This is a genomic window from Stenotrophomonas sp. MYb238 (assembly GCF_009496535.1).
In the GTDB taxonomy this organism is placed as follows: Bacteria; Pseudomonadota; Gammaproteobacteria; order Xanthomonadales; family Xanthomonadaceae; genus Stenotrophomonas.
Genome location: NZ_WIDL01000001.1, coordinates 228,744 through 254,626 on the forward strand (window position 1 = coordinate 228,744; position 25,883 = coordinate 254,626).

Genomic DNA, 25,883 nt, shown 5'->3' on the forward strand with positions numbered 1-25,883 from the left:
CGAGGGCAACGCAGATGGAACGCACGCTCCTCCTGTTGCTGCTCCTGGCGCCGGCCGCGGCCGGCGCCACGGAGGCCGACGCCGGCTACCGCGGCATTCCCGGCGGGCCGTTCCGTTCCTCCGTGCGTTTCGAGCAGACCTCCGCCACGCAGGACGTGGCGGCTTTCTCGCTGATGGCGCGCCCGGTCAGCAACGCGCAGTTCGCCGCGTTCCTGGCGCGCAACCCGCAGTGGCGGCGCGACCGGGTGCCGGCGATCTTCTCCAGTCCCGGCTACCTGGGCCATTGGGCGCTGCCCGATGCGCCCGGTGAAGGCCTCGATCCGCAGGCGCCGGTGACCCACGTGAACTGGTACGCCGCCGACGCCTATTGCCGCGCCGACCAGGCGCGCCTGCCGACCTTCCTCGAATGGGAATACGCGGCCGCCGCCGATGCCACCCGGCGCGACGCGCGCGGCGACCATGCCTGGCGCCTGCGCCAGGTCAACGACGGCACGCCGCGCGCGCCCGATGCCGCCGCCGGCGCACCCGCCAATGCCTACGGCGTCCACGGCCTGCATGGTGCGTACTGGGAATGGAGCGAGGACTTCGCCTCGCTGCTGGCCGACAGCGACCGCCGCGGCCAGGAGGACGGCGACGCGCTGCGCTACTGCGGCGCCAGCGCCATGGCTTTCAACGACCCGGGCGACTACGGCGTGGTCAAGCGCTTCGTGCTGCTGTCCGCGCTTCCCCCCGGGGCCACCCTGGGCAATCTCGGTTTCCGCTGCGCAAGGAGCCAGCCATGAACAGACCCTTCGCTTTCCTGCTGCTCGGCCTGGCGCTGGCCATTGCGCCGACGCTGCATGCCGCCGATGCGCCGGCCACGCCGGCCGCCGCCCTGCCCGGCCAGTCGCTGTACCACCTGCAGGTCGTGCTCACCGACCAGAACGGCCGATCCGTGCCGTGGGCATCGCTGCGCGGCCGCCCGCAGCTGGTGTCGATGTTCTACGGCAACTGCCACCTGATGTGCCCGCTGATCATCGAGAACGCCAAGGCCGTGCAGAAGCAGCTGCCGGCCGACCAGCGCGCACGCCTGGACGTGGCCATGCTCACCCTCGACCCGGTGCGCGACACGCCCGCCGCACTGGCCGAGATCGCGCAGCGCCACCGCGCTCCCGACGGCTGGCGCTTCCTGCGCCCGGCCGAAGGCGACGTGCGCGCCCTGGCCAACCTGCTGGACGTGCGCTACCGCTTCCGCGAAGACGGCAGCATCAACCACACCAGCGTGCTGGTGCTGCTCGACGCCGAGGGCCGCGTGCGTGCGCGCAGCGAGGTGCAGGGCATGGTTCCGGATCCGGAACTGGTGGCGAGCATCGAAGCGGTTCTGGCGGAGCGTTGAGTAGGGGCATCGCCGCGTGGCGGCGGGAGCCGCACACTGCATCGAGCGGAACGGCATGGCACCTGCACGCGCTGCGGGGTGAGTGGAGTAGTTCGAAGCTTCCGGGATTGAATACTCCGGACCCGGTCTCGCCGGAGAAACGAAGCTCGTCTCCTCATGAATGCCGTGTCGTAGATATCCAGGCATTGGTCGTAAGGCGAACGGTATTGATCCTGCCTTCGCTGCCGAAAGATGATTCCGCCAGCGACCTCACGCGCACTCCCATACAGGGTAGAAGTGGCAATTAGATACGTGCTCACCACACCCTGCGGCAGAGTATTCGTCACCGCAAATCCGTGCGGAACTCACTGATACACAGCATGGCGCTTAGCTGCGCATTCCGGCGCGCGACCGGAACAACCATCGCGTGCTTATCGGGAAACCTCTTAAATGTCACCGATCCAAAAAGGCCAGCGCATAACGCTGGCCCTCCTCTCTGAAAGGCCAATCTTCAAGGCGTTTCAGCGATTCCAGCGCTGGATGCAACTGGACACTAGGTGACAGCGCGAGGTCATCACCTCATGCACCCTCCGCTTCATCTACATCAACATTGCTGCCACTCAGGGCTGGAACATCCGCGCTGTCTCACGGTACAAGAAGCAACTAACGCCATCACCGTATTCGCTTGGTGGGCTGCCAGCAAAAGAGCGACCGAACTCCTCCCTTCCCGTCATCCCCCCCTTGATCGTCCCGGCGTCGCTGCCGGTATAGATCAGGAACCTGGAGTCGCGCCGGGTGAATCCCAGCACGGCCCCCGTCGCCTGGTTGATGAAATTTCCGTCCTTGCTGACCAGCACGATGTCGCCCCATGTCGAGGTCACCTGGCTGCCAGCCTCAAGCCGCAGGTCACCCGATGTGACGATCTGCATGCCGAAAGCATCCTGCGAGTTGAGGTACAGGTCCAGGTCTCCCCCATGATTGGTGACGCTGACCCAGCCCAGGGAGCCACTGCCAACGGTGCGGAATGCCCCAACGGCGTTGGCGTTGCCGAGGGTACTCAGGCCGGCGCCGCCGCCCAGATCCAGTTCCAGAGCATTGACGCAGAGATTGCCGTCGGCCCAGAAGTTGGCGGTATGAGGATCCGGATCTGCCGCGTAGCCTGAAGGTGGATCATCGACGCTCGCGCCGTAACGCAGCCGGTCGATCTGGAGGGCATGGCCTTCGGTCACCCATGCGCCACCGTTCAGATTGCACAGGCCGCTGTCCAGCGGCGCCTCGGCATAACGCCCGGCATACATCTCCAGCGCGCCATGTAGGGCCGTCATGTTTGCGTCGATGCCGATGGCATTGCCCGATCTCAGCGTCAGCATGTGGGAGCTCCTCCAACCCACATCACTGGTTATGCTGATGCTTCCGCTGCTGTTTCCCGGATCGAAGCCGGAGGTCGTGATCATGTAGTTGGCGCCCGCCAGTCCCGCCTCGACGGTAGCGGCGGCGATCTGGTTGGCGGCGGTGACGACAGCCACCACCGTCATCTCGCCGGAACTCAGCAGCACGGTTCCGGCCTTGCCCTCGGGCGCAGAGAGGTCGATCGGTAGGTCAGGATGGAAGTCCAGCGCGTGCTTGCCGGACACTTCGACGAAGCCACCGTCGCCGCTCCGCTTGCCGGCACCGGCTTCGATACGGCCAGCGAACGTGGTGCTCCCGCCGGCCCGGATGATGACCCGGCCTCCGTTGCCTTTCCCACCCTCCGCGCCGGCCTCCATGCGTGCGTTGCCGGTAACGACGATACAGCCTGCGTGCGCGGTGGCCTCACCGGGGTCCTGGCCGTCGCCGCCGATCAGAATGTCGCCACCGGAACCATCCGCGTTCCGCGCCGTCAGTCTGCCGTCCTGCCGCACCGTTCCGCCTTCGGCGCTCAGCACGATGCGACCGCCGTCGCCGGTGGCGCGGATGACACCGCTCTGGTCGATGGCCAGCGTGTAGAGATCACCTCGCACAACCCGCAGGCGCACCCGCGCTGCCTCGATCACACCTGTGTTGGCTACGGCAGTTGCGTCGATGCGGGCGCCACTTCCGCCAACGGGAATGGCAGCCGAATCGGGAGAAGCAAGGGAAGCCACCTTCCCTGCGCGCATCTCCACGGAACCTTCAACCGCACGAATCACGCCATCGTTGCGCACCAGGTGGGAAAACAAGCTCACATTCCCGCCAGCCGCACGGATGCTCCCCAGATTGAATATTCCTGGCCTGTCATCGCCAGAAAAGTGGAAGTCCTCTTCTCCACCGTGCGCTTCGTCGTGGGTATCCAGGGTATCGACCGTGAAGCTGGTCGCATCGATCACGCCTTCGCTATCGATGATGGCTCCGCCACGGCTCCAAAGATGGAACTGGCCGTTGGTATCGAGACCGCCATCGACGCGGATCGCGATCGCCCCCGGAACCCGCACCAGCATGGAGGACGCGCGATCGGGTTGCCGGACGACAATGCGCTCACCCGTGCCTATGCCGAAATCCTTCCATTCGACGACGGCCCGTTGGCTGTCCTGCCACACGTTCAAGGTCGAACCGTCACGCTCGAAGCTCACCCTGCCCTCCATCACCCGCACGCCATCCGGCATCGTCATGGCACGAGCCCTTTCGGTTCCTGCAATGACCTTCCGGACACCCGGCAGCCGGTTGGAGATGGTGCGGCATTGTGGTTCACGGAACTTCCTGGTTGCTGCAGGCCGCGCGGCAAGGCGGCGATTGTGGAGACCATCGGTTGGACGGGATTGCGGAAACATGTTCCTGCCGGCGCTGGATGCGCCTTGCCGGCGTCGCCAACCATTGCCTGGCCGGGTACATCGCGCAAGCGGAAAACCAGCGTCAGGCCATGACCAGGATGGCCAGGGAGTGCGGCCTTCCATGCCGGGCAGGGGGCGCTGGACGGACCCGCATCAACGGAACTGATAGACCAGCTGCGTCCAAAGACGCGGGCTGCGGTCCCTGTCCGATTCCGGAGCGCCGGTGCCATCCTTCCATGCGGCGAACGCCTGGATGCTGAAGGGGGCAAGGGTATAGGTGGCGCCAATTCCGTAACCGGCCAGGCGCCGGTGATTGCGTCCCTTGCTGTCCCAGCGTGTGTGGTTGAGGCGGACGCGGCCCTGGTCGTGGAAGCCGAACACCTCCAGCCGTTCGGCCACTGCATGACGCAACTCGAGGTTGACCATGTAGCCGCTGTCGCCGCTGGCTTCGCCTTGCGGGTAAGCACGCACGCCGCCGGCACCGCCCAGCAGCATCTTCTCCGAGGAATCCAGGTTCCTGTCGGCCCACTGGGCATTGCCGGCGAACGCCAGCAGCCAGTTTCCAGGCAGGCGTTGCTGGCGCTGGTAGGACAGCGACCATTTGCCGAAATCGCCGCGGCTGCGGGCGGTGAGGCGGTCGATCAACGCGCTGGTATCGTCCAGCCCCAGCTGGCCGCGCGTGTAGTTCAACGCCAGGCTGTTGCTGGCGCCGGCGCCCAGGCCATCGAAGAAGATGCCGGAGATGCCGAGTGTGCCGTTGCGCAGCTTCTTGCGCCCATGCGTCTTCGTCGCGCCGATGTCGTCCTGCAGGCGTTTGTCGTCGTACTGCAACGTCGCAGACCAGTTGGCTCGGCGACTGCGCAGCAGCGGCTGCTGCAGATAGAGACTGCCGACCTCTGCCCGGCCGCCGGCATCGAGGCTGGCGAAGTCCTTGCCCAGTTCATAGCGCATCACCGACCAGGCCGCGCCGATGCGGGTGGCATGGCGGCCAAACGGCAACTGGTAACCGAGCCGACCATAGCGGTAATCGTCCACGCCCCCCTGGACGCGAAGGCTTACCTGATCGCCCAGGTGCGCGGGATTGTTCCAATAGAGCGAGGCTCCAAGACGCTCGGCACCGATGTAGCGATTGCCGTAGTTGTCCAGGTCGACGCTGCCGGTCAACGCCGCCGAAGGCAGGATATCCACCAGGAAGTCGGACGTGCCGACGCTGGCACCAGGCCGCAGCGTGGATCTCACCTCGATGCCGGGCAGGTCGGCCAGTTCCAGCAGGGCGCTTTCGAACGCCGGGCCATTGACCGCATCGCCGGATCGCAGGCGGCGCAGCGGCGCGGTGGCGTTGCCCGCCACGCCGGCCGCATCGTTCAACCGCACCTGGCCGAGCTGGCCCTCGAGCACGGCGATGGTCACGATGCCGCCGCTGATGTCCTGCGGCGGCAGCCAGGCACGCGCCACCAGATAGCCGTGCTCCCGGTAATGCCGCGTCACCCGCAGGGCGAGCGCCTCCAGTTCCTCCATCTGCATCCGGGGCTTGAAGCCGCCCGCGACAAGGCGTTGCAGCACGGCATCGTCGAACACCGTGTTGCCGCTGAAGCGGATGCCCGAGACGGACACGTATTCGCCGTTGCCGGGCTGGGCGGGTGCGGTTTCCTCGACGATGGTGCGTGGAACCGTGTTGGAGGGCATGGGCGGCGGCGGTGCGGCCTGCTGCAGTATCTGGCCGGCGGTGGGCGGCGTCTGCGCCATGACGGCCAGCGGCGACAGGTACAGGCCGGCCAGCAGGCAGGAGCTCTTCCTCTTGGTGGACATGATTGCGGGTAATCCTTGCAGGGCGTGGATGGTTGCGTGGCGCCGGGCATTCCTGGCGATCAGAGGCGGCAGTCCCGGACCAGCGGCGCGGGCAGGTTCTGGCCGCACTGCTGGATCGAAATCGCGGGTACGGTCGCCGTGTGGCCGGAACCCCAAGTGCCGTCGACCTGGGCCGATCGCGTCGCGCCGGCATAACGCCCGCCTTCGGCACCGAAAGGCATTCCCAGGATGCTGGCGACGGCGGTAGGCGCGCCGGCCAGGTCGAGCAGGTAGTTGCCGCTGTCGCCGCCGGCCAGCGCGGTGCCGCGCAGGGTGACGGTCTTGTCCGTGCCCTGGGCGGCATCGGCGAACGCCGCCTGCCAGTCCACCGTCAACGCATCGCCAGCGACCGCGCCCTGCAGCGCCAGTGCGTTGCGGCCGATGGTGGCGCGGTCGCTGCCATCGTGGAGCTTGTCCCGGGCATCGAAGCCGCCACCGATGGTCACCGTCTTCTGCAGGATGGCGCTGTTGGTGTTGCTGGCGTAGGTGATGTCGTAGTTGCCGCCGCCGTTGCCGTCATCCACGGTCACCCCACCGACCGTGACGGTCTTGCCGGTACCTGCATTCTTGTCGGTGAAGGCGAAGCTGCCGCCGCTGATGGCGTCATCGCCGAACAACCGGCCGCCAAGGACGATGGCCTTTCCGGCAGCGGATGTGGTGCCGTCGTAGATCCTGGTCACGTCGGAAGTGCCGACGGTCAGCGCCGCCCTGTCGATCACCCCGACGTTGCCGCTGACCTGCATCGGCAGGACGTAGTTGGCGAGGTTGGTACCGGCGTTGGCGAGGTAGTCGGCCAGGGTCAGATCGACGGTGACGCTCTTGCCGGTGCCGGCATTGGCGTCCTCGTAAAGGCCCCTGGTGGCGATAATGGTGGCACCGTCGCTGCCCACCCAGCCGGTGACGAGGAAGTTGCTGGCGTCCAGCGTGGCGTCGGTGGTGCCGTCGTAGGTCTTGCGCACCGTGCCGGTGAGGTTGACGACGATGGCCAGCGTGCGCGGGTCGATGGTCAGCGCGCCATCGACATAGCTGATGGCGTAGTTGCTGCTGCTCAGGCCGTTGGCGCTGATGACGTAGGTGCCGGCGTTCACCGCGCCCTGGCTGTTGCCGCCCCAGGCCAGCGTGCCGCCCAGAACGGCGGCGTCCTCGCCGTTGACGAAGCCGCTGTAGCTCACGCCGTTGCCACCGGTCCACGCGATGCCGTCGTAGCTCTTACCGGCATTGTTGGCGGTGACGACCAGCGCGGCCTTGTTGATGGTCAGGCTGGCGGTGCCGCCGTAGCTGATGTCGTAGCCCTGTTGCCCGGAATGCAGGCCATCTAGGCGCAGCTTGCCATTGGCGACGCTGTAGGTGCCGGCGTCGGCACCGTCGGTGGCATAACCGAGGGTGCCGCCTATCAGGCGGGCGTCCACCAGCGTACTGGTGGTGTAGCTGCCCGCCATGCCACTGGCGATCTGGCCGTCGTAGGTCTTGCCTCCGCTGATCGCGCCCGGGGTGACGGTGACGGCGGTCATGAAGCTGCGCAGCAGCGGCGCGGTCTGTCCTTCGTAGATGCGCCACACCTTGCCGTCGCCGCCCACGGCGGAAATGTCCCAGCCGGCATCGGTGAAGGTGGACAACTGCTGCATCTGCGCGGTGGTGATGCCAGTGCCGCCGCCGGCGCTGCTGGTCTGGCCGGAGGTGTCGAGGTTCCAGAAGCTGGCGGTGATGGTGCCGGATTGGTGGATCGCGCCGCCCACATGCATAAAGGTGTTGTTGCCGACCAAGCCGCCGGTGTCGCCGTTGCCCGTGACAAGGCCACTGGCATAGCTGTTGGTGATGTCGCTGGCGTCGGGGGCAGCGACTTGATGGTTGTGGCCGACCAGGCCGCCTACCCGCTGGTTGCCGCTGACATTGCCGCTGGCGTAGCTGTTGCGGATGTCGGTGCTGCCGTTATGGCCCACCAGTCCGCCCACATTGTCGCCAGTGGCTTCGACATTGCCGACGGCATAGCTGTTGTCGATGTTGCTTCCGTTGGCCGAACCCACCAGCCCGCCGACGTTGCCAGTACCGTTGACATTGCCGGTGGCGTAGCTGTTGCCGAGGCTGCTCATGAACAAGCGACCCAGCAGCCCGCCCACGTGTTGGCTGCCGGTCACATTGCCTTGCGCATGGCTGTTGCTCACCGCCGCACGCGCAAAACCCACCAGCCCGCCCACATAGTCAACGCCCTGCACACTGGCACTGACATGGCTGTCCTGCACGGTGCCGGCGGCGTCGGTGTAACCGGCCAGTGCGCCTACGTAGTCCTTGCCGCTGGTGCTGCCGCCACTCAGGGTAACGTTGCGCAGCGAGCCATTGGCATAGCCGAACAGGCCAACGTAGTCCTGCGCGCCGCGGTTGATGGTCAAACCCTCGATGGCGAAGTCGTTGCCGTTGAAGCTGCCGGTGAAGGCGTTGCCATTGGTACCCACCGGTACGAAGCCGGCGCAGTTCGCGCCACCGGCGTCGCAGTTCCAGTTGGCCGTACCGTTGGCGTCGATATCGCCGGCAAGCGCGAAGTGGTTGCCGAGGAGGCCGGCCATGCCTTGCAGGCCGTACACGTCGGCCAGCAGCCACGGCGTCGCACTGCTGCCGTCGCCGCCGGTGGCACGCAGGAACGAGCCGCCCGCCAGTTGGAAGTCGTTGACCGCAAAGCCCGGCGGGGTGGCGGTGTTCTGCACCCACGCGCCGTTGTCCATGCGGAACACGCTGCCCGCGCCGCCGCTGATGGCGGCGTTGGCGCTGACGTTGCCGGTGGTGTCGATCACCAGCGTGCCGTTGGTCCATGCCACGCCGTTGTCCAGCCGCACCTCGCCGGCCGCACTGCCGGGGGTACTGATGGTGCGGCTGCTGTCGAAGACGATGTCGTAACCCTGCTGGTCGGAATACAGGCCGCTCACCGTGGCATTGCTGGTGACGATGTATTGCCCGGCCTGGGTGCTGCCCAGCGTCAGGGTATCGCCGGCGGTAATGCTGGCTGTCCCATGGATGTGTGGCCCGCTGGGTACGCCGGTCAGCGTGGTGCTTCCGATATTGGCCAGCGCCGAGCCGGAGCCGTCGTAATCCGGCGTCGCGCTCACCGTCAGTTGTTTCAGGAAGCTGCGCAGAAGCGGCGTGATGTCGCCGTCGTAGATGCGCCACACCTTGCCGTCGCCGCCCACGTTGGAAATATCCCAGCCGGCGGAGATGAAGGTGGAAAGCTGCTTGAGTTCGGCCAGCGTCTTACCCACGCCCAGCGTGTTGAATGCCGCGCCGCTGTTGATGGCGCTGCCACCGGCATCGGTGGTGGCGTAGAAGCTGCCGCTGTCCGTGCCGCTCTGCCGGTGGCCGATCAGGCCACCCAGCGTGTTATTGCCGCTCACCGTGCCGGTGGCGTAGCTGTTGCTGACCGTTCCGCCCAACTGCTCACCCACCAGCCCGCCCAACGCGTTGTTGCCGCTTACGCTACCGGTGGCATAGCTGTTGCTGATCGGGCCTTCGACCAGCAAGCCGACCAGACCGCCCGCCCAGGATCCCCCCGACCAGTTGCCAAGGTTTGCCTCCACATTGCCTGTCGCATAACTGTTGCTGATGGAACTGGTATAGGACTGCACGCCTACCAGACCGCCGACGATGCCATCCCCGGTGGACGTCGTGGATTCGACATTCGCGCCAGCGTAGCTGCCCTGGATATGGCTGCCGTGGATAATCGCGCCCGCCAAGCCACCTGCATACGCCCGCGCAGTGACCTGCCCACTCGCCACGAAGCTGTCGTTGATGCTCGTGCCTTGCGCCCAGCCGACCAGGCCGCCGGTGTAGCCCCGGCCCGTTATCGCAACATTGCTCAAACCGATGTCGCGCAGGCTGGCACCCAGTGTGTAACCGAACAGGCCCACGTACTCCTGCGTGGCGCGATTGATGGTGAGGTCGCCGATGGCATGGTCGTTGCCGTTCAAGCTGCCGGTGAAGGCGTTGCCACTGGTACCCACCGGCACGAAGCCGGCGCAGTTTGTGCCAGCGGCGTCGCAGTTCCAGTTGGCCGTGCCGCTGGCGTCAATGTCGCCGGCGAGCGCGAAGTGGTTGCCGAGCAGGCCGGTCATGCCTTGCAGACCGTACACGTCGGCCAGCCGCCACGGCGTCGCGCTGCTGCCGTCGCCGCCGGTGGCGCGCAGGAACGAGCCGCCTGCCAGTTGGAAGTCGTTGACCGCAAAACCGGGCAGGGTGGTGGCGTTCTGCACCCACGCCCCGTTCACCATGCGGAACACGCTACCCGCGCCGCCGCTGATGGCGGCGTTGGCGCTGACGTTGCCGGTGGTGTTTATCACCAGCGTGCCGTTGGTCCATGCCGCGCCGTTGTCCAGCTGCACCTCGCCCGCCGCGCTGCCGGGCGTGCTGATGGTGCGGCTTGCGCCAAAGCTGATGTCGTAACCCTGCTGGTCCGAATACAGCCCGCTTACCGTGGCGTTGCTGGTGGCGGTGTATTCGCCGGCGCGGGTGCTGGTGAGGGTCAGAGTGTCGCCCTGGACGAACGCGGGCGTGCCGAAGATGTGCGCGCCGCTGGGGATGCCATTGAGCGAGGCACTGCCGATATTGGCGAGGTGCGCGCCGGAACCGTCGTAGTCGGGCGTCGCGCTCGCCGTCAGTTGTTTCAGGAAGCCGCGCAGCAGCGGCGTGGTGTCGCCGTCGTAGATGCGCCAGGCGGTGTTCTCGCCGCCGTTGCCGGAGAGGGCGCCGCCCCAGCCGCTGAAAGTGGAAAGCTGTTTGAGTTGGGCCAGCGTCCTGCCCGTGCCCAGCGTATTGAATGCCCCACCGCTGTTGATGGTGCTGCCGCCGGCATTGGTGGTGGCGTAGAAGCTCTGGTCAAGGCTGGCAGTGCCCTGCATCTTGCCGACCAGCCCGCCAACATCGCTGCTGCCGGTCACCACGCCGGTAGCGTAGGTGCGGGTGATGTAGCCGTTCAGGCCTTGATAGAGGCCGACCAGCCCGCCGACCTCAACCTGGCCGGAAACGGCGGCGGCGCTGTAGGCATCGCTGATGCCCTTGTTGTTGTCGGTGGTGGTCAGCAGGCCAACCAGCCCGCCGACGTCACCGTTGCCGGCGACGGTGCCGGTCACATAGACGTTGTTGATGAGCGAGTCGGTGGCCGAACCGGCCAGGCCGCCAACATAGTTGAAGCCGGTGACGTTGACGTTGTTCAAGCCCAGGTTGCGGACCGTGCCGCCGTCGATGAAACCGAACAGCCCGACGTAGTTGGCGCCGCTCCTGTTGATGTACAGGTTGTCGATGCGGTGGTACAGGCCGTCCAGACTGCCGGTGAAGTTGTCGAAGATATTGCCCACGGGCCTGAAACTGCTGCCCAGCCACACGTCCTGGCCGTTGGTGGCGCTGGCGTCGATGTCGTTGGCGAGGATGTAGTGGGCGGTCGGGTCCAGCGCCATCAGCTGCAATTGGTGGACGGTGCGGATGGTGGTTGACCATTCCGAGGCCAGCATTGGCAGCACGCCGTCCAGCAGCACCCAGCCATCGCCGCCCGGCGTACCGGTGGCAAAGCCGCCCCAGTTGGCAACGTCGCGCATCTGCGCGGTGGTCAGGCCGGCGACGTTGGTGGGGGTGTAGGTCAGCCACGATTCCTGTACGCCGATGGCATCGCTCTGCCCCGTGGTTTCTGTGTTCCAGCGTGCGTTGGTCAGCGCGAGGTTGTTGGCGGCCCTGCCGATCAGCCCGCCGTGGTTGGTGCCGCCGGTGACCGCGCCGCTGGCCCATACATCGCTGAGCGTGATGTCCATGTAGTAGCCGACCAAGCCACCGGCATTGAGCGCGCCGGTGCCGTTGACCGCGCCGGTGGCGTACACGTGGCTTATGTGGGCGTTGCCGTTGGTCCTGCCGATCAACCCGCCGACGGCGAAGTCGCCGCCGGTGACCGTGCCGGTGGCGTAGCTGTGGTCGATGATGCTGGCGTTGGTCACGTAGCCGACAAGGCCCCCGATGCTCTCGCCGCCGCTGACCGCGCCGGTGGCATGGCTGCGATGGATGTCGCCGCCGTTGGCGTTGCCCACCAGCCCACCGGTGTAGCTGCCCCAGGCTCCCGTGACCGTCACGTCGGCCGAGGAATCGAACATCAGGCCGCTGTATCCGTGTACGCCTACCAGCCCACCGATGTCGGTGTGGTTGGTGATGGCAGTGGCCGTGCCGCTGGCATGGACGTTGGCGACGGTGCCGTAGTTGTGGCCCGCGAGCAGGCCCATGGTGTAGGTGCCGCTGCCGGTCACGCTGCCGGCCAGCTTGAGGTTACGTACCTGGGCACCGGTATTGATGGCGTTGAACAACCCGAGATCATCTGCCACGCCGCTCAGGTTGATGTTGCCGATGCGGTGGCCCAGGCCTTCCAGCGTGCCGCCCAGGTTGCCGAGCGCGGCGGTGACCGGGGTGTCGATGTCGCCGACCAGCGCGTAGTGGTTGCCGAGGTCGGTCAGCCCGGCAAGGCTGTCGATCAGGACATAGCTCTGGCCGTTGACGGACAGGCTGCCGGTGAGCGGCAGATTGACCGTGCCGTTGACGTAGAAATGGCCGTCGCTGATGCCCGCGCCCTGGTTGAACAGCACCGCCAGCCCGGCATTGCTGCCGGTGGCGGTGACGGCGGCGTTGATGTTGATGCTGCGCTCGGCGTCCAGCGTCAGCGTGCTGTTGCTGCTCCAGTTGATGGCGTCGTTGACGTGGATGTCGCCATTGCCGCCGGTCGTACCCATCGTGGCGGTCTGGATGATGAAGTTGCCGTTGTTGTTCAGTGCATTGCTGACCGCCGCGCCGGTCATGTTGCCGCCGCTGGCGGCCACGGTGAAGTCGTTGGGGTCGATCAGCCAAGTGCCGCTTTGGCCGTCAGTCGCCTTCGTGGTGATGACGGCGGTTTCGGCAATGTTGACGCTTGCGGCGGACGTTTCAATGAAACCGCCGTTGCCGCCATCGGGCGCACTGGCATCTAGCGTGCCGGCGATGCTGGCCGTACCGCTGTCCATGTCGCCGAGCAGCAGGATGCGGCCGTTGCGGTTTTCCACGGTACGGGCGCGAATGACGCCGCTGTTGTTGACCGCGGTGTCCAGCAGCGCATCCTTCGCCCTCGCGGTCATCAGCACAGTGCCGCCATCGGCCTGGATCAGGCCGCGGTTGTCGGCCAGCGCATGCAGCGCGCCTTCGTCCACCTGCACGTTGAGCAGCTGGTCGCCGGCGAAATCCAGCGTCACGGTATTGCCTGCCGCCAGCGCGGCGGTACCGAGCCGCGCGGCGATGACGCCTTCGTTGCGCACGGTTTCGCCGAGCAGGGCGACATGGCCGGCGTCGATGCGCCCCTGGTTGACCACACGGCCGCCGCTGCCGGCGAACGTACGCTTGCCGTCCATGAAATCGGTATCGGACAGCCCCAGCGTGGACGCCACCAGCCCGCCGACGCTGACCTGCGCCGTGCTGCCGAACAGCACGCCATTGGGGTTGATCACCCACACCTGGCCGTTGCCCTTGAGCTGGCCGAGGATCTGCGAGCCCTCGGTGCCGAGCACGCGGTTCAGGGCGATGGCGCTGCTGTTGGGCTGCAGGAAGGTGACGCTGGCATCGCGACCGATGTCGAAGCTCTGCCAATTGATGGCCAGGTTCTGCGACTGCTGGGCGATGGTCATCGCCGCCCCGCCCTGGGTGATGCTGCCGCTGCCGGCGCTGACCGTGCCGCCGCTGGGCAAGGTGGTGGCAGGCACCCGCGGAGCCTGGACGGTTGCACCGCCACGCAGGCCATCGGCGGCGCTGGTCGCGGAAGGCGATGCAGCCGATGCCAGCGAGGCCCAGACCGACAACGGCAGCAGGGCGAGCAGGTGCAGGGCATGCCTGCCGCCATGGCCGGCGCTGCGGCCCTTGCCCTGGGCGCTGGCGATCTCGGCGACGACCTGCCAGACGCCCAGCGCCCGGTTGAAGACGGTGCGGTAGATGTGATTCATCGGTTTTCCCCGGGATTATCTGGAAGCTGCAAATCGGGGCGGCGATGAACCGTGGCGGTAGACGCCACGCATGCCCTGCCCCGCACGGGGATGACGATCACCGCCCGTGATCAGGTAGTGATGATAGAAAGTGCGAGCGGCATCACGAACGCTTCATTTCTGGCAGATGCTGTCAAAACCTGTCGACACGGAGCGATGTACCTACACTTGTCGAGGGGGCTTCTCCTGCAGGCGCGATGCATTCCAGCCAGGACAAAACCGGGTTGCTCCCTGCTCCATTGAATTCATCGAAAGGGCCAACAGGACATACACGCATGCCCCGCCATCGCATCGCCATCGTCGAAGACAACCCGGAACTGCTTGCCGACCTGGCCGAGTTCCTCGACCTGCGTGGCTTCAGCACACGGAGCTTCAGCAGTGCCGAGGCGTTCTTCGAGACGTGGCCGGCGCTGTCTTTCGACCTGCTGCTGCTGGACGTGGCCCTGCCGGGCATGAGCGGTCTGGATATCGTGCAGCAGGTGCGTGCCTGCGGCGAGGCCGCGGCCATGCCAGGAGTAGTGATGTTGACCGCGCTGGATGCGAACGACGACCAGGTGCTCGGCTTGAACGCCGGTGCGGATGTCTACCTTTCCAAACGCAGTTCGCTGGAGGTGATCGAGGCGGCCTGCCACAGCGTGCTGCGCCGGCTGGGCAGGAACGGCGCCGGGGGCCATTGGCGGCTGCATATCCGGCATTGGCGGTTGTCGACGCCCGATGGAACTTTACTGGACCTGACCCATCCGGAGGTGGCATTGCTGACGGCATTGTGCGGAACGCCCGGGCGGGCAGTGACGCGCGAAGCCCTGCTGGCAGGCATGGAAAAGCAGGCCACGCTGTCCAACCTGCGCAATCTGGACAACACTGCCAGTCGTCTGCGGCGCAAGGTGCAGGCGGCCTGCGGCAGGGATCTGCCACTTCGTCCAAGTTATGGAAGGGGCTATACCTTTACCGGGAACTGCGAGATCGAGCAGTGAAGCGGGATGCGGCGGCGCGTGTGTGGTGCGTCATATTGCCGGTGCTGCTGTCCGTCCTGTTCTCGTGGCCGGTATCGGCAATGGCGCAGGAGCCGGCCTTGCGGCTGAGCGCGGATGTGCCGCGCCTGTCGCTCGCGGGCCGGCTGGAGCATTTCGCCGATGCCACCGGTACGCTGCCGTTCGAGGCGGTGTCACGGCCGGAGTTCGCCCGCAGCCGTTTCGTGCGCCTGCCAGGCGCGCGCAGCCTGGGATATGACACCGATGCGCACTGGTTCCGCGTCCAGTTGACGCCGACGGCGGACGCGCCGCCGCGCTGGGTGCTGGTCATCGGTACGCCCGAGCTTGAGGAGGTCGATGTATGGGTGGAGAAGCGCGGCGGCGGATTCGCGCATCATGCGATGGGTTACCACCGCCCCTACGAAAACCGCCCGCTGCGCACGCGCCAGTTCGCGTTGCCGGTCGAAGTATTCGGCGGCATGCATGTCTATATCCGGGTGCGCACCACCAACGCCATCAATGTGCAGGCCGATATCTGGCAGGTGGAAGCGTTCACCGCCGATGAAACCCGCAGCAATTTCTACCGAGGCATGTACTTCGGCATCCTGCTGATCGCGGCGGTGCTCTACGCCATCCTCGGGGCGCGCCTGCGCGATGTGGTGATGTCGGCTTACGCTGCTTATGTCGCTTCGCAGATACTGTTCAACCTGGGCACCAACGGCTATCTTCCGGTTCTGCTGAGCGCGCATGCGGAGTGGTTCACCGATGCCCTGCCGCGCATCGGATGGCTGGGCGGGGCCGCCTCCATCGTGTTGATGTGGGACAGGCTGCTGGACCTGAAGAGGAACTACCCGCGCGTCCACCATTTGTTCCTGGCCACCCTCGCCCTGAACCTGGCGCTGTTGCCGTTCGCGTTGCTGCCATTCCTGGTGGGCGAGTGGCTGCTGTGGGTGGTCAAGCTCGCCAATGCCCTGAACAGCCTCAATTTCTTCATCAGCATGGGACTGCTGCTGCGTTCATGGCGATCAAGCCGACGCGGCGAACTGCTGGTCTATTTCGTCGCATTCGTGATCCCGGCACTGGGTACCACGATCAACACCACTGCCAACTGGGGACTGCTGTCGCAGAACGCGGTGACCACCAATTTCTACCAGATCGCGCCGCTGGCGCATGTGCTGGTGATGAGTTACGGCCTGGCGCTGCGCCTGCGCCAGTTGCAGTACGACAAGGCGGCCGCCGAGCAGGAGGCCGCCCTCGCCACCCGCCGCTCGGAGGAGCAGCGGCGATTCGTGGCGATGCTGTCACATGAGTTCGGCAACCCGTTGGCCGCCATCGACCGTGCCGCGCAGATGATCCAGATCAAGATGCCCGGGCTTGCCTCGCCGGAAGCGCAGCGGCTGGCGCAGATCCGCGGCAACGCGGCGACGCTTTCCGGCTTCGTCGAGCACTTCCTGATGACCGAAGCGCTGGACCATGGCGCGCTTGAAGTGTCGCCGGTGCCATGGTCCGTTCGAGGCTTGCTTGAAGAGGCGATCGAGCGGCAGGAAGAGACGGCAATCGGGCGCCTGCGTTTGGGTGAATGTCCGGATGGCGACTTCATGCTCGATCCAACATTGGTGGGAGTGGCCATCGGAAACCTGCTCGCCAACGCCCTGCGCTATTCGCCACCGCAAAGCCCGGTGGAACTCGCCGCTACACTGGATGGCGCGGGGCTGCGCATCCGGGTTTCCGATCGAGGACCCGGTATGGGCCAGGACGAGTTGGACAAACTCGGCACGCCCTATTTCCGGGGAACCGCATCGCTGGGAAAGAAGGGAAGCGGGCTGGGCTATCACTTCACCCGGCGCATCGTGGAAGCCCATGGCGGTCGCCTGACAGCCCATTCCAACATCGGCTCCGGGCTGGAGGTTGAAATATTCCTGCAAGGTCACCCGTAATTGCCGAACCGTTCCTGTGAAGAACTTCCCGGCGAAGCCGGCAGCCGTCACTCCGCTGCATAGCAGACATCTCCGTGGGTTGGACAACCAACCGCCTGAGCAACGTACCGTGGCCCATCATCCGGCATGGAAGTTCGGCTTCACTTTGATGATGGGCAATGGTCCGATTCACCTCTCCCAAGGCCCACTTGCGAAGGTGTCCACTCCCATCCATGCAACCTCGTGGAGCCGGAATCGAGCCAGAAGCAATCGACGCAGGGCGCATCGGCACGTGGCCGGAACAGCCATCGCGTTCTGATCGGGAGACCATCTAAACGTCACTGAATTTCCCAGAAGATCAAAAAGGCCAGCGCGCGACACTGGTCTTTCTCTCTGAAACGCCTATCTCCAAAGCGTTTCAGCGATTTCAGAGTGGTGCCGCTTATCCGAATCGAACGGATGACCTACTGTTTACAAGACAGTTGCTCTACCGACTGAGCTAAAGCGGCGATGGTCCGGGGCATGCGCCGTTGCGGCGCATCCGGCCGGCATTCTAGCGCAGGCGGGCGCAGTCGAGCGATTGGCGCTGCGGGGCGCCGCTGCGCTTCTGCAGGTCCGTCGCGGCGACGGTGCCGGCATGGGCCGCGTCCAGCCACCAGAGGACGGCGGCACCGGCGCCGTTGTCGACGATCCGCGCGGGAAAGCCTGCGGCCGTCAGCGCGGCCAGGCGCCGCTCGGCACCCTCGCGGTTCCGGTACTGGCCCAATGCCACCGCGTTGGCGTCGTCGCCTTGGGCAATGATGAAGTAGTCGTTGAAACCGGCATCGGCGATGCGCTTCACCATCGCCTGCGCTTCCTCGCGGCTGGGCGCCGGCGGGATGAGAACGCGGAAGCTGGTCGCCGCCTTGGGCGGCACTTCGCGCACATGCGAACGGAGCGCGTCCGCACCCAGCGCGGTCACCGCCGACTGCGCGCTCTCCTGGCTGTCGAACGGCCCGAAACTGGAGCAGCGTTCCGGTGTCGGCGACGGCACGGTAGGTTCGGTCGCTACGACGGCTTTTCCGGTTTCTGGGGACGCCTTGGACGCAACGGTCGACGGGGCCAGCGCCACCACGTCCGGGGCCGGTGGCGGCACCGTTGCTGCGGGCGCATCCATGGGAACAAGTTCCAGCGTCGCAACGCCGGCTTCGCTGGCCTCGGACGCAAGGGCGGGCGTAGGACGCGGAACCATCCACCACAGCGCGACGCCGAGGTTGAGGATGGCCAGTGCGACGATCAGGAAACGGATCAGCATGGCGCGATCCTAGCGTCCCGGCGGCCGCTGGTGCACGGCCCAGCGCGCCAGTCCGTCCAGCACCAGCGCCGGCTGGTGTTCCGCCTGCGGCAACAGCGGCAGCAGCAGCGGCGCGCCACCGCCATGCATCACCAGCGCGGGCGCTGCGCCGAGCAGATCGGCGCCAAGCCGGAGGCTGCGTTCGACCAGCGCCACCGCCGCGCCATCGCAGCCGGATGCCAGCGCGTCGGCGGTGTCGTTGGCGAACTCGGCGTAGTCGCCGCCAGCGGCCGGCAACTGCACCGCACGCGCGTGCAGTGCTTCGCGCATGACGGTGGGCGAAGCGCCGATGCGGCCGCCATGGTGGCGCCCGTCCGCGTCCATCAGGTCGATGGTCAGCGCCGTGCCGACGCCGACCACCAGCACCGGGCGCCGCGCGGTGGCCGCGGCGAGCAATGCCAGGAACCGATCGACGCCGAGTTTCTCCGGGCGCGCGTAGGCGATCGTCACGCCCGCGCACTGCGGCAGGGTCCGCGCCACCTGCACGCGTGCGAAGCGGGCGCGCAGCAGGTCCATCACGGTCGCGGTCAGGGCCGGCGCAGCGACGCTGGCCACCCAGGCGGTATCGCCACGCGGCAGGGCGTCCAGCGCCGCCGCGGTCATCGCTTCGGCGCCGTGGGCCCACGCCTGCGCGCTGCCGGCGGCGGCGCCTTCGAGCGGCGCGAACTTGAAACGCGAGTTGCCCAGATCGAACAGCCAGTCGCTCATTGCGCCCTCACGCTGACTTCTCCGGCATGGAAATGGCGTTCGCCGCCGTCGCTGGAGATGCGCAACGCGCCATCCTCGGCCAAGCCAAGCGCGATGCCTTCATGCAGGGTGCCCGCTTCCTCTACCCGCACCGGCCGGCCGGCCAGCACGTCCAGCGCCGCGTAGCGCGGCAGGAACGGCGCCAGGCCCTGCCGTTCGAACTGGTCCAGCGCCGGCAGCAGATGCGACAGCACGGCCGCGACCACCGCGTTGCGGGACACCGGCGCGCCGGCCAGCGTGTCCAGGTCGACCCAGGGCTGGGTGATATCGGCGGCGCTGCCGGCGGGCATGCGCACGTTCAGGCCGAGCCCGATGACCGCGCGCGCCGGGCCGGCGAACTCGCCACCGCCCTCCACCAGCAGGCCGCCCAGCTTGCGGCCATCGACCAGGATGTCGTTGGGCCACTTCAGGCCGGCGCCGGCGAAGCCCAGCGCAGGCAGCGCCTCGCCCACCGCCACGCCCACCGCCAGGCTCAGTCCGCCCATGCGCGACAGGCCCCCGGCGAAGGCGCGCGACACCGACAGGTAGACATTGGCGGCCAGCGGCGAGGCCCACTGCCTGCCGCGGCGGCCGCGACCGCCGGTCTGGCGCTCGGCCAGCAGGATCTCGACGCCGCGCAAAGGCGCGTTGCGCCGCAGCAATTCACTGTTGGTCGAGCCCAGCGTCCAGGCGATGTCCAGGGCGGCGACCGAAGCGGCCACGCCCGGCGCCAGGCGCTCCATGATCGGCGCGCGGTCCAGCAGCTCCAGCGGCTGCGCCAGCCGGTAGCCATCGCCGGCCCGGCCTTCGATGGCCACGCCGGCTGCCCGCAGGCCCTGTATCCGCTTCCAGATCGCGGCCCGGGTCTGGCCGAGCCCACGGGCCAGGGCATCGCCGGAAAGGGCGCCCTCTCCCAGTTTGGCCAGCAATTGGCGGTCGTCCACGAAGGACCTTCTGATCGCGACAGGTCGGGCGATTATGCGTGAAGGCGTCCGCCGCCTTCCAATCCCGCCGGGAAAGCAGGCTAGAATCGGGAGCTCAACCGCCCCCGGATGTCGACGATGCGCCGTACCGCCCATTGCCTGATCCTGCTGTTGGCCCCCGTGGCCGCGCATGCCGCGGAGGCGATCGACACCCCGGCCCGCAACGGCTGCACCTACGCGCCCGGGGAAGTGGAACGCGTGGCGGTCCCCGCCGCCTCGGTGAACCTGGCCAACACCGCTCCCCCGTCCCAGCCCAAGCACGCCATTCCAGCGCCGCCGCAGGCCGGCGGCGGCAGCGACGAGGAAGTCATCCCGCGGCTGCGTGCGCCGAAATGGCACCGGCTGCTGCCCGGGATGTTCCGCTGATCCAGTCGTTGCTGCGCCGCTGGCGGCGCACGCCCCCCGCCGTCGACGAAACGCTCTGGCAGGACATGCGCCGCGGGTGCCCGTGGCTGCATGCGCTGGACGGCACGCGCGAGCAGCGGCTGCGCGAACTGGCGGCGTATTTCCTGCAGCGCAAGACCATCACGCCGGTGGCGGGGCTGGAACTGGATGCGGGCCAACGCCTGCTGCTGGCCGCGCTGTGCTGCCTGCCGCTGATCGAATTCGGGCGCGACGGCCTGCACGGCTGGTCCGAACTGGTCGTCTACCCGGAAGCGTTCCGCGTGCGCCGCAGCCACCTGGACGCAGCCGGCGTCCTGCACGAGTGGGACGACGAGCTGATCGGAGAGGCCTGGGACAGCGGCCCGCTGCTGCTGTCGTGGGCCGACGTGCAAGCCGACATCGCCGAGCCGCAGGCGGGTTTCTGCGTGGCCGTGCACGAGATGGCGCACAAGATCGACGTGCTGGATGGCGCACTGGACGGCACGCCGCCGCTGCCGCGCGACTGGCAGCGTCAATGGGCCATTGATTTCCAGCGCAGCTACGACGCCTTCTGCGCGCAGGTGGATGCGGGTCGCGAAACGGTGATCGATGCCTACGCCGCCGAAGCGCCGGAAGAGTTCTTCGCCGTGGCTACCGAGTACCACTTCTCCGCGCCGCACCTGCTGGAGCGGGAGATGCCGGCGGTCGCCGCGCACCTGCGCCGCTTCTACGGCCCGTCGCCATTCGCACCCCCGCCGCAAATCCCGTAGGAGCGACTTCAGTCGCGACAGGCTTTCCCGGCCCCGTTCGCGACTGAAGTCGCTCCTACGGCGGCCGCCGATTGCCGGCGCGCGGATCACAGGCCCGGCGGCAACGTCACTTCGAAGCGCGCTCCGCCCAGTTCGGTCGAGCGCTTGACCTGCAATTCGCCGCGATAGTCCTTGATCAGGTCCTGCACGATGGACAGGCCGATGCCATGTCCCTGCACGCGCTCGTCGCCACGCACGCCGCGCTGCAGGACCTTGGCGATGTTCTCCTCGGCGATGCCGGGGCCGTCATCGTCCACCGCCAGTTCCAGGCCGGTACGGCGGCCCGGCGCGCAGGGAATGGCGCGCACGGTCAGCAGCACGCGGCGCCGCGCCCATTTGAAGGCGTTCTCCAGCAGGTTGCCCAGCAGTTCCTGCAGATCGCCCGGCTCGCCGTAGAACTTGACGCCCGGCTCCAGCTCGAACTCGCACAGCACGCCCTTGCTGGCGTAGACCTTCTCCAGCCCGCGCACGATTTCCTCGGCGCTGGCCTCGATCGGCACCGGTGCGGAGAACAGCTTGTGCCCGGACGAGGCCGCGCGCGCCAGCTGGTAGGACACCAGGTTGTTCATGCGCTGGAGCTGCACGTCCAGTTCCTCGCGCAGCGCGCCGTCGCCGGCGCCGCTGTCCAGCTGCGTGCGCAGCACCGCGATCGGCGTCTTCAGGCTGTGCGCGAGGTCGGCCAGGGTATTGCGCTGGCGCTCCAGGTTCTCGCGCTCGCTCTCGATGAAGGCATTGATGCTGTCGGTGAGCGGTTCCAGCTCGCGCGGGTGCATCTCGCTCATGCGCTCGCGCTCGCCGCGCTGCACCTTGGTCAGTTCGTTGATCACGCGCTTGAGCGGGCGCAGGCTCCACTGCAGCACCAGGGTCTGCAGCAGCAGCAGGATCAGGCCGGTCACGCCCAGCCAGAACCACACCGCGCTGCGGAACACGCGCAGCTGCTTGCCCAGCGCGCGCGAGTCCTCGAGCACGTAGATGGTGTAGGGAAATTCGGTTTCGGGGGTGCCATCGCCACCCCAGACCAGGCCCATGCCGTAGCGGTAGACCTCGCCGGGCGCGCCGTCGATCTGGGTGATCGGCAGCGGGCCTTCGAAGATCTCCTCGCGCGGCTCCAGCATGCGCGCGCTGACGTCCGGCAGGATCGGCCCCTCGGCGGACATGGAATTGCCCGAATGGCCGGGCATCACCACCTGCAGGTACAGGCCGCTGCCGGGCACGTCGAAGCGCGGATCCGGCGGTTGCTCGCGGATGTAGAGCGAGCGATCGCGGGTGAAGTCGATGCCGGCAGCGTAGGAAGTGGCGTAGTTCTTCAGCCGCTCGGAAAGATTGGCGCGCGCGGTGCCGGCGAAGGCGGCGTCCAGTGCGTAGCCGGCCAGCGCGAGGAAGGCCACCAGGCCCACCGAGGCGGCCAGCAGCTGGCGCGCCTGCAATGAACGCGGCCGCCAGCGCCGGAAAAACCACAGACGGCCGTAGATCATGCCCGTACCGCGCGCGGCGGATCAGCCCTCGTTGCGCGGGATGGCGAAGCGGTAGCCACGGCCGCGCACGGTCTCGATCGGCTTGAGTTCGCCGTCCGGATCCAGCTTCTTGCGCAGGCGGCCGATGAACACTTCCAGCACGTTGGAATCGCGGTCGAAATCCTGCTGGTAGATGTGCTCGGTGAGGTCGGCCTTGGAGACCAGTTCACCGGCATGCATCATCAGGTATTCGAGCACCTTGTACTCGTAGCTGGTCAGGTCGACGTTGCTGCCGGCCACGCTGACCGTCTGCGCGGCCAGGTCCAGCGCGACCGGGCCGCACTCCAGGGTAGGCTTGGACCAGCCGGCGGCACGGCGCAGCAGCGCGTTGACGCGGGCCAGCAGTTCCTCGACGTGGAACGGCTTGACCAGGTAGTCGTCGGCGCCCTGCTTCAGGCCCTCGACCTTGTCCTGCCAGCTCGAGCGCGCGGTCAGGATCAGCACTGGGAACTTCTTGCCCTCGTCGCGCAGCGCCTTGATCAGCTCCATGCCCGACATCTTGGGCAGGCCCAGATCGATGATGCCGACGTCGAACGGCACCTCGCGGCCCATGTACAGACCTTCCTCGCCGTCCTGCGCGGCATCGACGGCAAAGCCTTCGCGCTTGAGCCGGGCTGCAAGGGTCTCGCGCAGCGGGGCTTCGTCTTCGACCAGAAGGATACGCATGAACTCTCCCTAGTTGCTTGGCCGGCGGACACCGGCATGTGTATGCGGATTGCGGGACAACTATCGCCGTTCAGGAGTTATCGCCGCGTGGTGGCAGCTCGGCCTGGCGCGGCACCCGGGGGGGGCGCGGCGACCGCGGCGTATCGTCCATGTAGCGCACCCGGCCGCGGTCGTCCATGTACTTGACCCGATTGATGTCGCGGCCGTCGTACGGCACGCGCTCGGCGCCGAGGATACGGCCGCCGGTCTCGCGCTGGACACGCCGCACCGCGTCGGAAAGCGAGCCGGCATCCTGCGTGCGGACATGCCGGGCTTCCCGCTCGATGGCGCGGGGCGGTTCCCGCACGGCGCCATCCTGGGCCCAGGCCTTCGCCGTCGGCATGCCGGCCGCGAGAGCGGCGGCAGCGGTAAGGACAAGAATGTGACGCGGAACCGGAAGCATGGGGTGATCCTATCGGACTGCGGCGGATCGTTCAAAATCCGTGAAACGGGGGTCCACGGAAATTTTCACGGGGCTCACGAAATCGAGGCAAATTCTTGATTTTTAGGGGTGAATCCGATCTGAACTCTTCCGGTCCGCGACCCGCTTCGTTCAGCTACCTGAGGAAAATGAATACGCATCACCCCTTCAGGCTGCGCGTGCCGCCTGCTCGCGGGTGACCTGGACGGCCTGCTCTACCAGCGCCCAGTCGGCACCCGGGCGATGGGCGCCCTCGCTGAGTACCTTGCGGAAGCCGCGGCCGCCCGGCTGGCCGTGGTACAGCCCGAGCAGGTGGCGGGTGATGTGCTTGAGCGCCAGTCCGCCCTGCAGCCGGGCCTCCACATAGGGGCGCATCTGCGCCAGCAGTTCCTCGCGGCTGCGCAGGGGCGCGCCGGTCTGCGCCGCTTCGAGCAGGTGCAGGACGTAGGGGTCGTGGTAGGCCGCACGGCCGAGCATCACCCCGTCCACGTGCGCCAGCTGCGCCTGCACGTCCTCGACGGTGGCCAGGCCGCCGTTGAGCACCACCGGCAGCGTCGGGCGCTCGGCCTTGAGCCGGTAAGCCCAGTCGTAGCGCAGCGGCGGGATCTCGCGGTTCTCCTTCGGCGACAGGCCCTGCAGCCAGGCATTGCGCGCGTGTACGACGACCATCGCCGCGCCGGCCTGCACCTGACGGTCGACGAAGGCGGCGAAGGCGTCGTAGTCGTTGTCCTCGTCCACGCCCAGCCGGCACTTCACCGTGACCGGGATGTCCACCGCCGCGGCCATCGCCGCCACGCAGTCGCCGACCAGCTCCGGCTCGCGCATCAGGCAGGCGCCGAAGCGCCCGGCCTGCACGCGGTCGGACGGGCAACCGCAGTTGAGGTTGACCTCGTCGTAGCCCCAGTCGGCGGCGATGCGCGCGGCCTGCGCCAGCAGCGCCGGATCGCTGCCGCCCAGCTGCAGCGCTAGCGGGTGCTCACCGGCGTCGAAACCGAGCAGCCGCTGGCGATCGCCATGGATCACCGCGTTGGCGTGCACCATCTCCGTATAGAGCCGCGCGCCGGGCGCGAGGATGCGGTGGAACACCCGGCAATGGGTGTCCGTCCAGTCCATCATCGGGGCGACGGACAGACGCAGGGAGGCGGCGTAGCGCGGGTCGTGGTTCGGCTGCAAAACGGATTCTTCCGGACGGGGCATCGGCTGCGCCTGCGGCCAGAAGGCGGCGCAGGGGATGCCAAGGGTAAACGAAGCGCCTGAACGGGGCCGCGCCGCCGCCGGACGGCTATGGAACGCAGCGCCCAGCACGGTGGCAAGACGCCCGGAGGCACGCGGGGCGAGAATGCCCCCATGAACGCCTACCTCCTGCTCGCCTGCGCCATCGTCCTGGAAGTCATCGCCACCTCGCTGCTCAAGGCCTCCGACGGCATGAGCCGGTTGTGGCCGACGCTGGGTTCGCTGATCGGCTACGGCCTGTGCTTCTGGCTGCTGTCGATGGTGATGAAGTCGGTACCAACCGGTATCGCCTATGCGATCTGGTCCGGGGTGGGCATCGTGCTGATCTCGCTGATCGGCCTGTTCGTGTTCGGACAGAAGCTCGACCTGCCGGCCCTGGTCGGCATCGCGCTGATCTGCGCCGGCGTGGTGGTGATCAACGTGTTCTCGCATTCGACCGCGCACTGAGCCCTTCCCTCTCGTTTGCCTTGCCGACCCGCGCCGCCGCTTGACCGGCTGCGCGCGCCCGCCTATCGTGTGCGCGCCGAAGGTATTCATCTCTTCATTCGGATGAAGGGATGGAATTAAACGGGAATCCGGTGAAGCGCGCCCGCAAGGCCCGCCATTCCGGAGCTGCCCCGCAGCGGTGAATGGAAACGACCGCCGTCATCGAGCACTGGGCCAAGGCCCGGGAAGCGACGGCCACTAGGCGGACGCAGCCGCGTCCATGTCCATCAGCCCGAATACCGGCCTGGGCCGGGAGACGCGTCGTCTCCTGTTTCGACCTGGCGTCTCCGCGGCGAGGCGATCGGAACCGTCCGCGCGGCCGCGCGGCGGCCGCCTGCCTCCGCCCCGGAACCCGGTTCGCCCGCGGGGGCGAAGGTCGCTGGCGGGGTGGCGGGCTGATCCGACAGGACCGGCGCGGCA

The 25,883-nt window shown here is 67.3% G+C and carries 16 protein-coding genes, 1 tRNA gene, 1 pseudogene and 1 riboswitch; of the genes and pseudogenes, 7 read left to right on the forward strand and 11 right to left on the reverse strand.

Annotation, left to right across the window (positions count from 1 at the left end; translation table 11 throughout):
• The first annotated feature begins 14 nt into the window (after positions 1-14).
• Positions 15-782 (forward strand): formylglycine-generating enzyme family protein, encoded by a 768-nt coding sequence (locus tag CQ393_RS01150; protein ID WP_153189777.1) that lies wholly within the window; start codon positions 15-17, stop codon positions 780-782.
• Complete coding sequence (locus CQ393_RS01155; RefSeq protein WP_153189778.1) at positions 779-1,375, forward strand: SCO family protein; 597 nt, start codon at positions 779-781, stop codon at positions 1,373-1,375. The genes CQ393_RS01150 and CQ393_RS01155 overlap by 4 nt, the downstream gene beginning before the upstream one ends.
• Positions 1,376-1,974: 599 nt before the next feature.
• On the opposite strand, the gene CQ393_RS01160 is transcribed toward CQ393_RS01155, so the two are convergent.
• The 3 genes from CQ393_RS01160 to CQ393_RS01170 all read right to left on the reverse strand — a co-directional run bounded on the left by CQ393_RS01160 (position 1,975) and on the right by CQ393_RS01170 (position 13,964).
• The gene (locus CQ393_RS01160) at positions 1,975-4,140 is read right to left on the reverse strand and encodes a filamentous hemagglutinin N-terminal domain-containing protein (RefSeq protein ID WP_194269544.1); all 2,166 of its coding nucleotides are present in this window, start codon (positions 4,138-4,140) and stop codon (positions 1,975-1,977) included.
• 153 nt (positions 4,141-4,293) lie between these two features.
• The gene (locus CQ393_RS01165; protein ID WP_153189780.1) at positions 4,294-5,949 is read right to left on the reverse strand and encodes a ShlB/FhaC/HecB family hemolysin secretion/activation protein; all 1,656 of its coding nucleotides are present in this window, start codon (positions 5,947-5,949) and stop codon (positions 4,294-4,296) included.
• Between the two features lie 59 nt (positions 5,950-6,008).
• The gene (locus CQ393_RS01170) at positions 6,009-13,964 is read right to left on the reverse strand and encodes a GLUG motif-containing protein (protein WP_153189781.1); all 7,956 of its coding nucleotides are present in this window, start codon (positions 13,962-13,964) and stop codon (positions 6,009-6,011) included.
• 236 nt (positions 13,965-14,200) lie between these two features.
• On the opposite strand from CQ393_RS01170, the gene CQ393_RS01175 reads away from it, so the two are divergent.
• Positions 14,201-14,977, forward strand: a complete 777-nt coding sequence (locus tag CQ393_RS01175) for a response regulator transcription factor (protein ID WP_153189782.1) — start codon at positions 14,201-14,203, stop codon at positions 14,975-14,977.
• A gap of 41 nt (positions 14,978-15,018) precedes the next feature.
• Positions 15,019-16,911: a sensor histidine kinase gene (locus CQ393_RS01180; protein ID WP_343199446.1), complete on the forward strand. Its 1,893-nt coding sequence runs from the start codon at positions 15,019-15,021 to the stop codon at positions 16,909-16,911.
• A 412-nt stretch (positions 16,912-17,323) separates the two neighbouring features.
• Here the strand turns inward: CQ393_RS01180 and CQ393_RS01185 are convergent.
• The 4 genes from CQ393_RS01185 to birA all read right to left on the reverse strand — a co-directional run bounded on the left by CQ393_RS01185 (position 17,324) and on the right by birA (position 19,893).
• Positions 17,324-17,399, reverse strand: a tRNA-Thr gene (locus tag CQ393_RS01185).
• A 44-nt stretch (positions 17,400-17,443) separates the two neighbouring features.
• Complete coding sequence (locus CQ393_RS01190; RefSeq protein WP_153189784.1) at positions 17,444-18,184, reverse strand: SPOR domain-containing protein; 741 nt, start codon at positions 18,182-18,184, stop codon at positions 17,444-17,446.
• Between the two features lie 9 nt (positions 18,185-18,193).
• The gene (locus tag CQ393_RS01195; RefSeq protein ID WP_153189785.1) at positions 18,194-18,931 is read right to left on the reverse strand and encodes a type III pantothenate kinase; all 738 of its coding nucleotides are present in this window, start codon (positions 18,929-18,931) and stop codon (positions 18,194-18,196) included.
• On the reverse strand, positions 18,928-19,893 hold the full coding sequence (gene birA / locus CQ393_RS01200; protein WP_343199440.1) for a bifunctional biotin--[acetyl-CoA-carboxylase] ligase/biotin operon repressor BirA: 966 nt from the start codon (positions 19,891-19,893) through the stop codon (positions 18,928-18,930). The genes CQ393_RS01195 and birA overlap by 4 nt, the downstream gene beginning before the upstream one ends.
• Before the next feature lie 117 nt (positions 19,894-20,010).
• On the opposite strand from birA, the gene CQ393_RS01205 reads away from it, so the two are divergent.
• Positions 20,011-20,298 carry a hypothetical protein gene (locus CQ393_RS01205; protein ID WP_228114209.1) on the forward strand — a complete coding sequence of 96 codons (288 nt, stop codon included), beginning with the start codon at positions 20,011-20,013 and terminating at the stop codon, positions 20,296-20,298.
• Positions 20,265-21,065: a M90 family metallopeptidase gene (locus CQ393_RS01210; protein WP_153189788.1), complete on the forward strand. Its 801-nt coding sequence runs from the start codon at positions 20,265-20,267 to the stop codon at positions 21,063-21,065. The genes CQ393_RS01205 and CQ393_RS01210 overlap by 34 nt, the downstream gene beginning before the upstream one ends.
• An 86-nt stretch (positions 21,066-21,151) precedes the next feature.
• On the opposite strand, the gene CQ393_RS01215 is transcribed toward CQ393_RS01210, so the two are convergent.
• The 4 genes and pseudogenes from CQ393_RS01215 to dusA form a co-directional block, all read right to left on the reverse strand.
• Positions 21,152-22,576, reverse strand: coding sequence for an ATP-binding protein (locus tag CQ393_RS01215; RefSeq protein ID WP_343199447.1), 1,425 nt, complete (start codon positions 22,574-22,576; stop codon positions 21,152-21,154).
• A 24-nt stretch (positions 22,577-22,600) separates the two neighbouring features.
• Positions 22,601-23,284, reverse strand: a complete 684-nt coding sequence (locus CQ393_RS01220; RefSeq protein ID WP_004136763.1) for a response regulator transcription factor — start codon at positions 23,282-23,284, stop codon at positions 22,601-22,603.
• A gap of 70 nt (positions 23,285-23,354) precedes the next feature.
• Positions 23,355-23,576 (reverse strand): annotated as a pseudogene (locus tag CQ393_RS01225) (hypothetical protein); the annotation flags it as partial.
• Positions 23,577-23,912: 336 nt separating this feature from the next.
• Entirely contained in the window at positions 23,913-24,941 is a 1,029-nt protein-coding gene (gene dusA, locus CQ393_RS01230; protein ID WP_153189790.1) for a tRNA dihydrouridine(20/20a) synthase DusA, read from the reverse strand.
• 150 nt (positions 24,942-25,091) lie between these two features.
• Here dusA and CQ393_RS01235 point away from each other — a divergent pair, with 150 nt between their 5' ends.
• A complete protein-coding gene (locus CQ393_RS01235) occupies positions 25,092-25,424 on the forward strand; it encodes an SMR family transporter (RefSeq protein WP_153189791.1) in 333 nt (110 codons plus the stop codon).
• Between the two features lie 63 nt (positions 25,425-25,487).
• Positions 25,488-25,726: riboswitch (cobalamin riboswitch) on the forward strand.
• Positions 25,727-25,883 lie beyond the last annotated feature (157 nt).

Excerpts from the sequence above, each read along its gene's own strand:
- CQ393_RS01160 (WP_194269544.1), bottom strand. The coding sequence starts at position 4,140 with ATGTTTCCGCAATCCCGTCCAACCGATGGTCTCCACAATCGCCGCCTT.
- CQ393_RS01170 (WP_153189781.1), bottom strand. The coding sequence starts at position 13,964 with ATGAATCACATCTACCGCACCGTCTTCAACCGGGCGCTGGGCGTCTGG.
- CQ393_RS01155 (WP_153189778.1), top strand. The coding sequence starts at position 779 with ATGAACAGACCCTTCGCTTTCCTGCTGCTCGGCCTGGCGCTGGCCATT.
- CQ393_RS01220 (WP_004136763.1), bottom strand. The coding sequence starts at position 23,284 with ATGCGTATCCTTCTGGTCGAAGACGAAGCCCCGCTGCGCGAGACCCTT.
- CQ393_RS01235 (WP_153189791.1), top strand. The coding sequence starts at position 25,092 with ATGAACGCCTACCTCCTGCTCGCCTGCGCCATCGTCCTGGAAGTCATC.
- CQ393_RS01165 (WP_153189780.1), bottom strand. The coding sequence starts at position 5,949 with ATGTCCACCAAGAGGAAGAGCTCCTGCCTGCTGGCCGGCCTGTACCTG.
- CQ393_RS01150 (WP_153189777.1), top strand. The coding sequence starts at position 15 with ATGGAACGCACGCTCCTCCTGTTGCTGCTCCTGGCGCCGGCCGCGGCC.
- CQ393_RS01190 (WP_153189784.1), bottom strand. The coding sequence starts at position 18,184 with ATGCTGATCCGTTTCCTGATCGTCGCACTGGCCATCCTCAACCTCGGC.
- CQ393_RS01175 (WP_153189782.1), top strand. The coding sequence starts at position 14,201 with ATGCATTCCAGCCAGGACAAAACCGGGTTGCTCCCTGCTCCATTGAAT.
- CQ393_RS01195 (WP_153189785.1), bottom strand. The coding sequence starts at position 18,931 with ATGAGCGACTGGCTGTTCGATCTGGGCAACTCGCGTTTCAAGTTCGCG.
- CQ393_RS01210 (WP_153189788.1), top strand. The coding sequence starts at position 20,265 with ATGGCACCGGCTGCTGCCCGGGATGTTCCGCTGATCCAGTCGTTGCTG.
- CQ393_RS01205 (WP_228114209.1), top strand. The coding sequence starts at position 20,011 with ATGCGCCGTACCGCCCATTGCCTGATCCTGCTGTTGGCCCCCGTGGCC.
- dusA (WP_153189790.1), bottom strand. The coding sequence starts at position 24,941 with ATGCCCCGTCCGGAAGAATCCGTTTTGCAGCCGAACCACGACCCGCGC.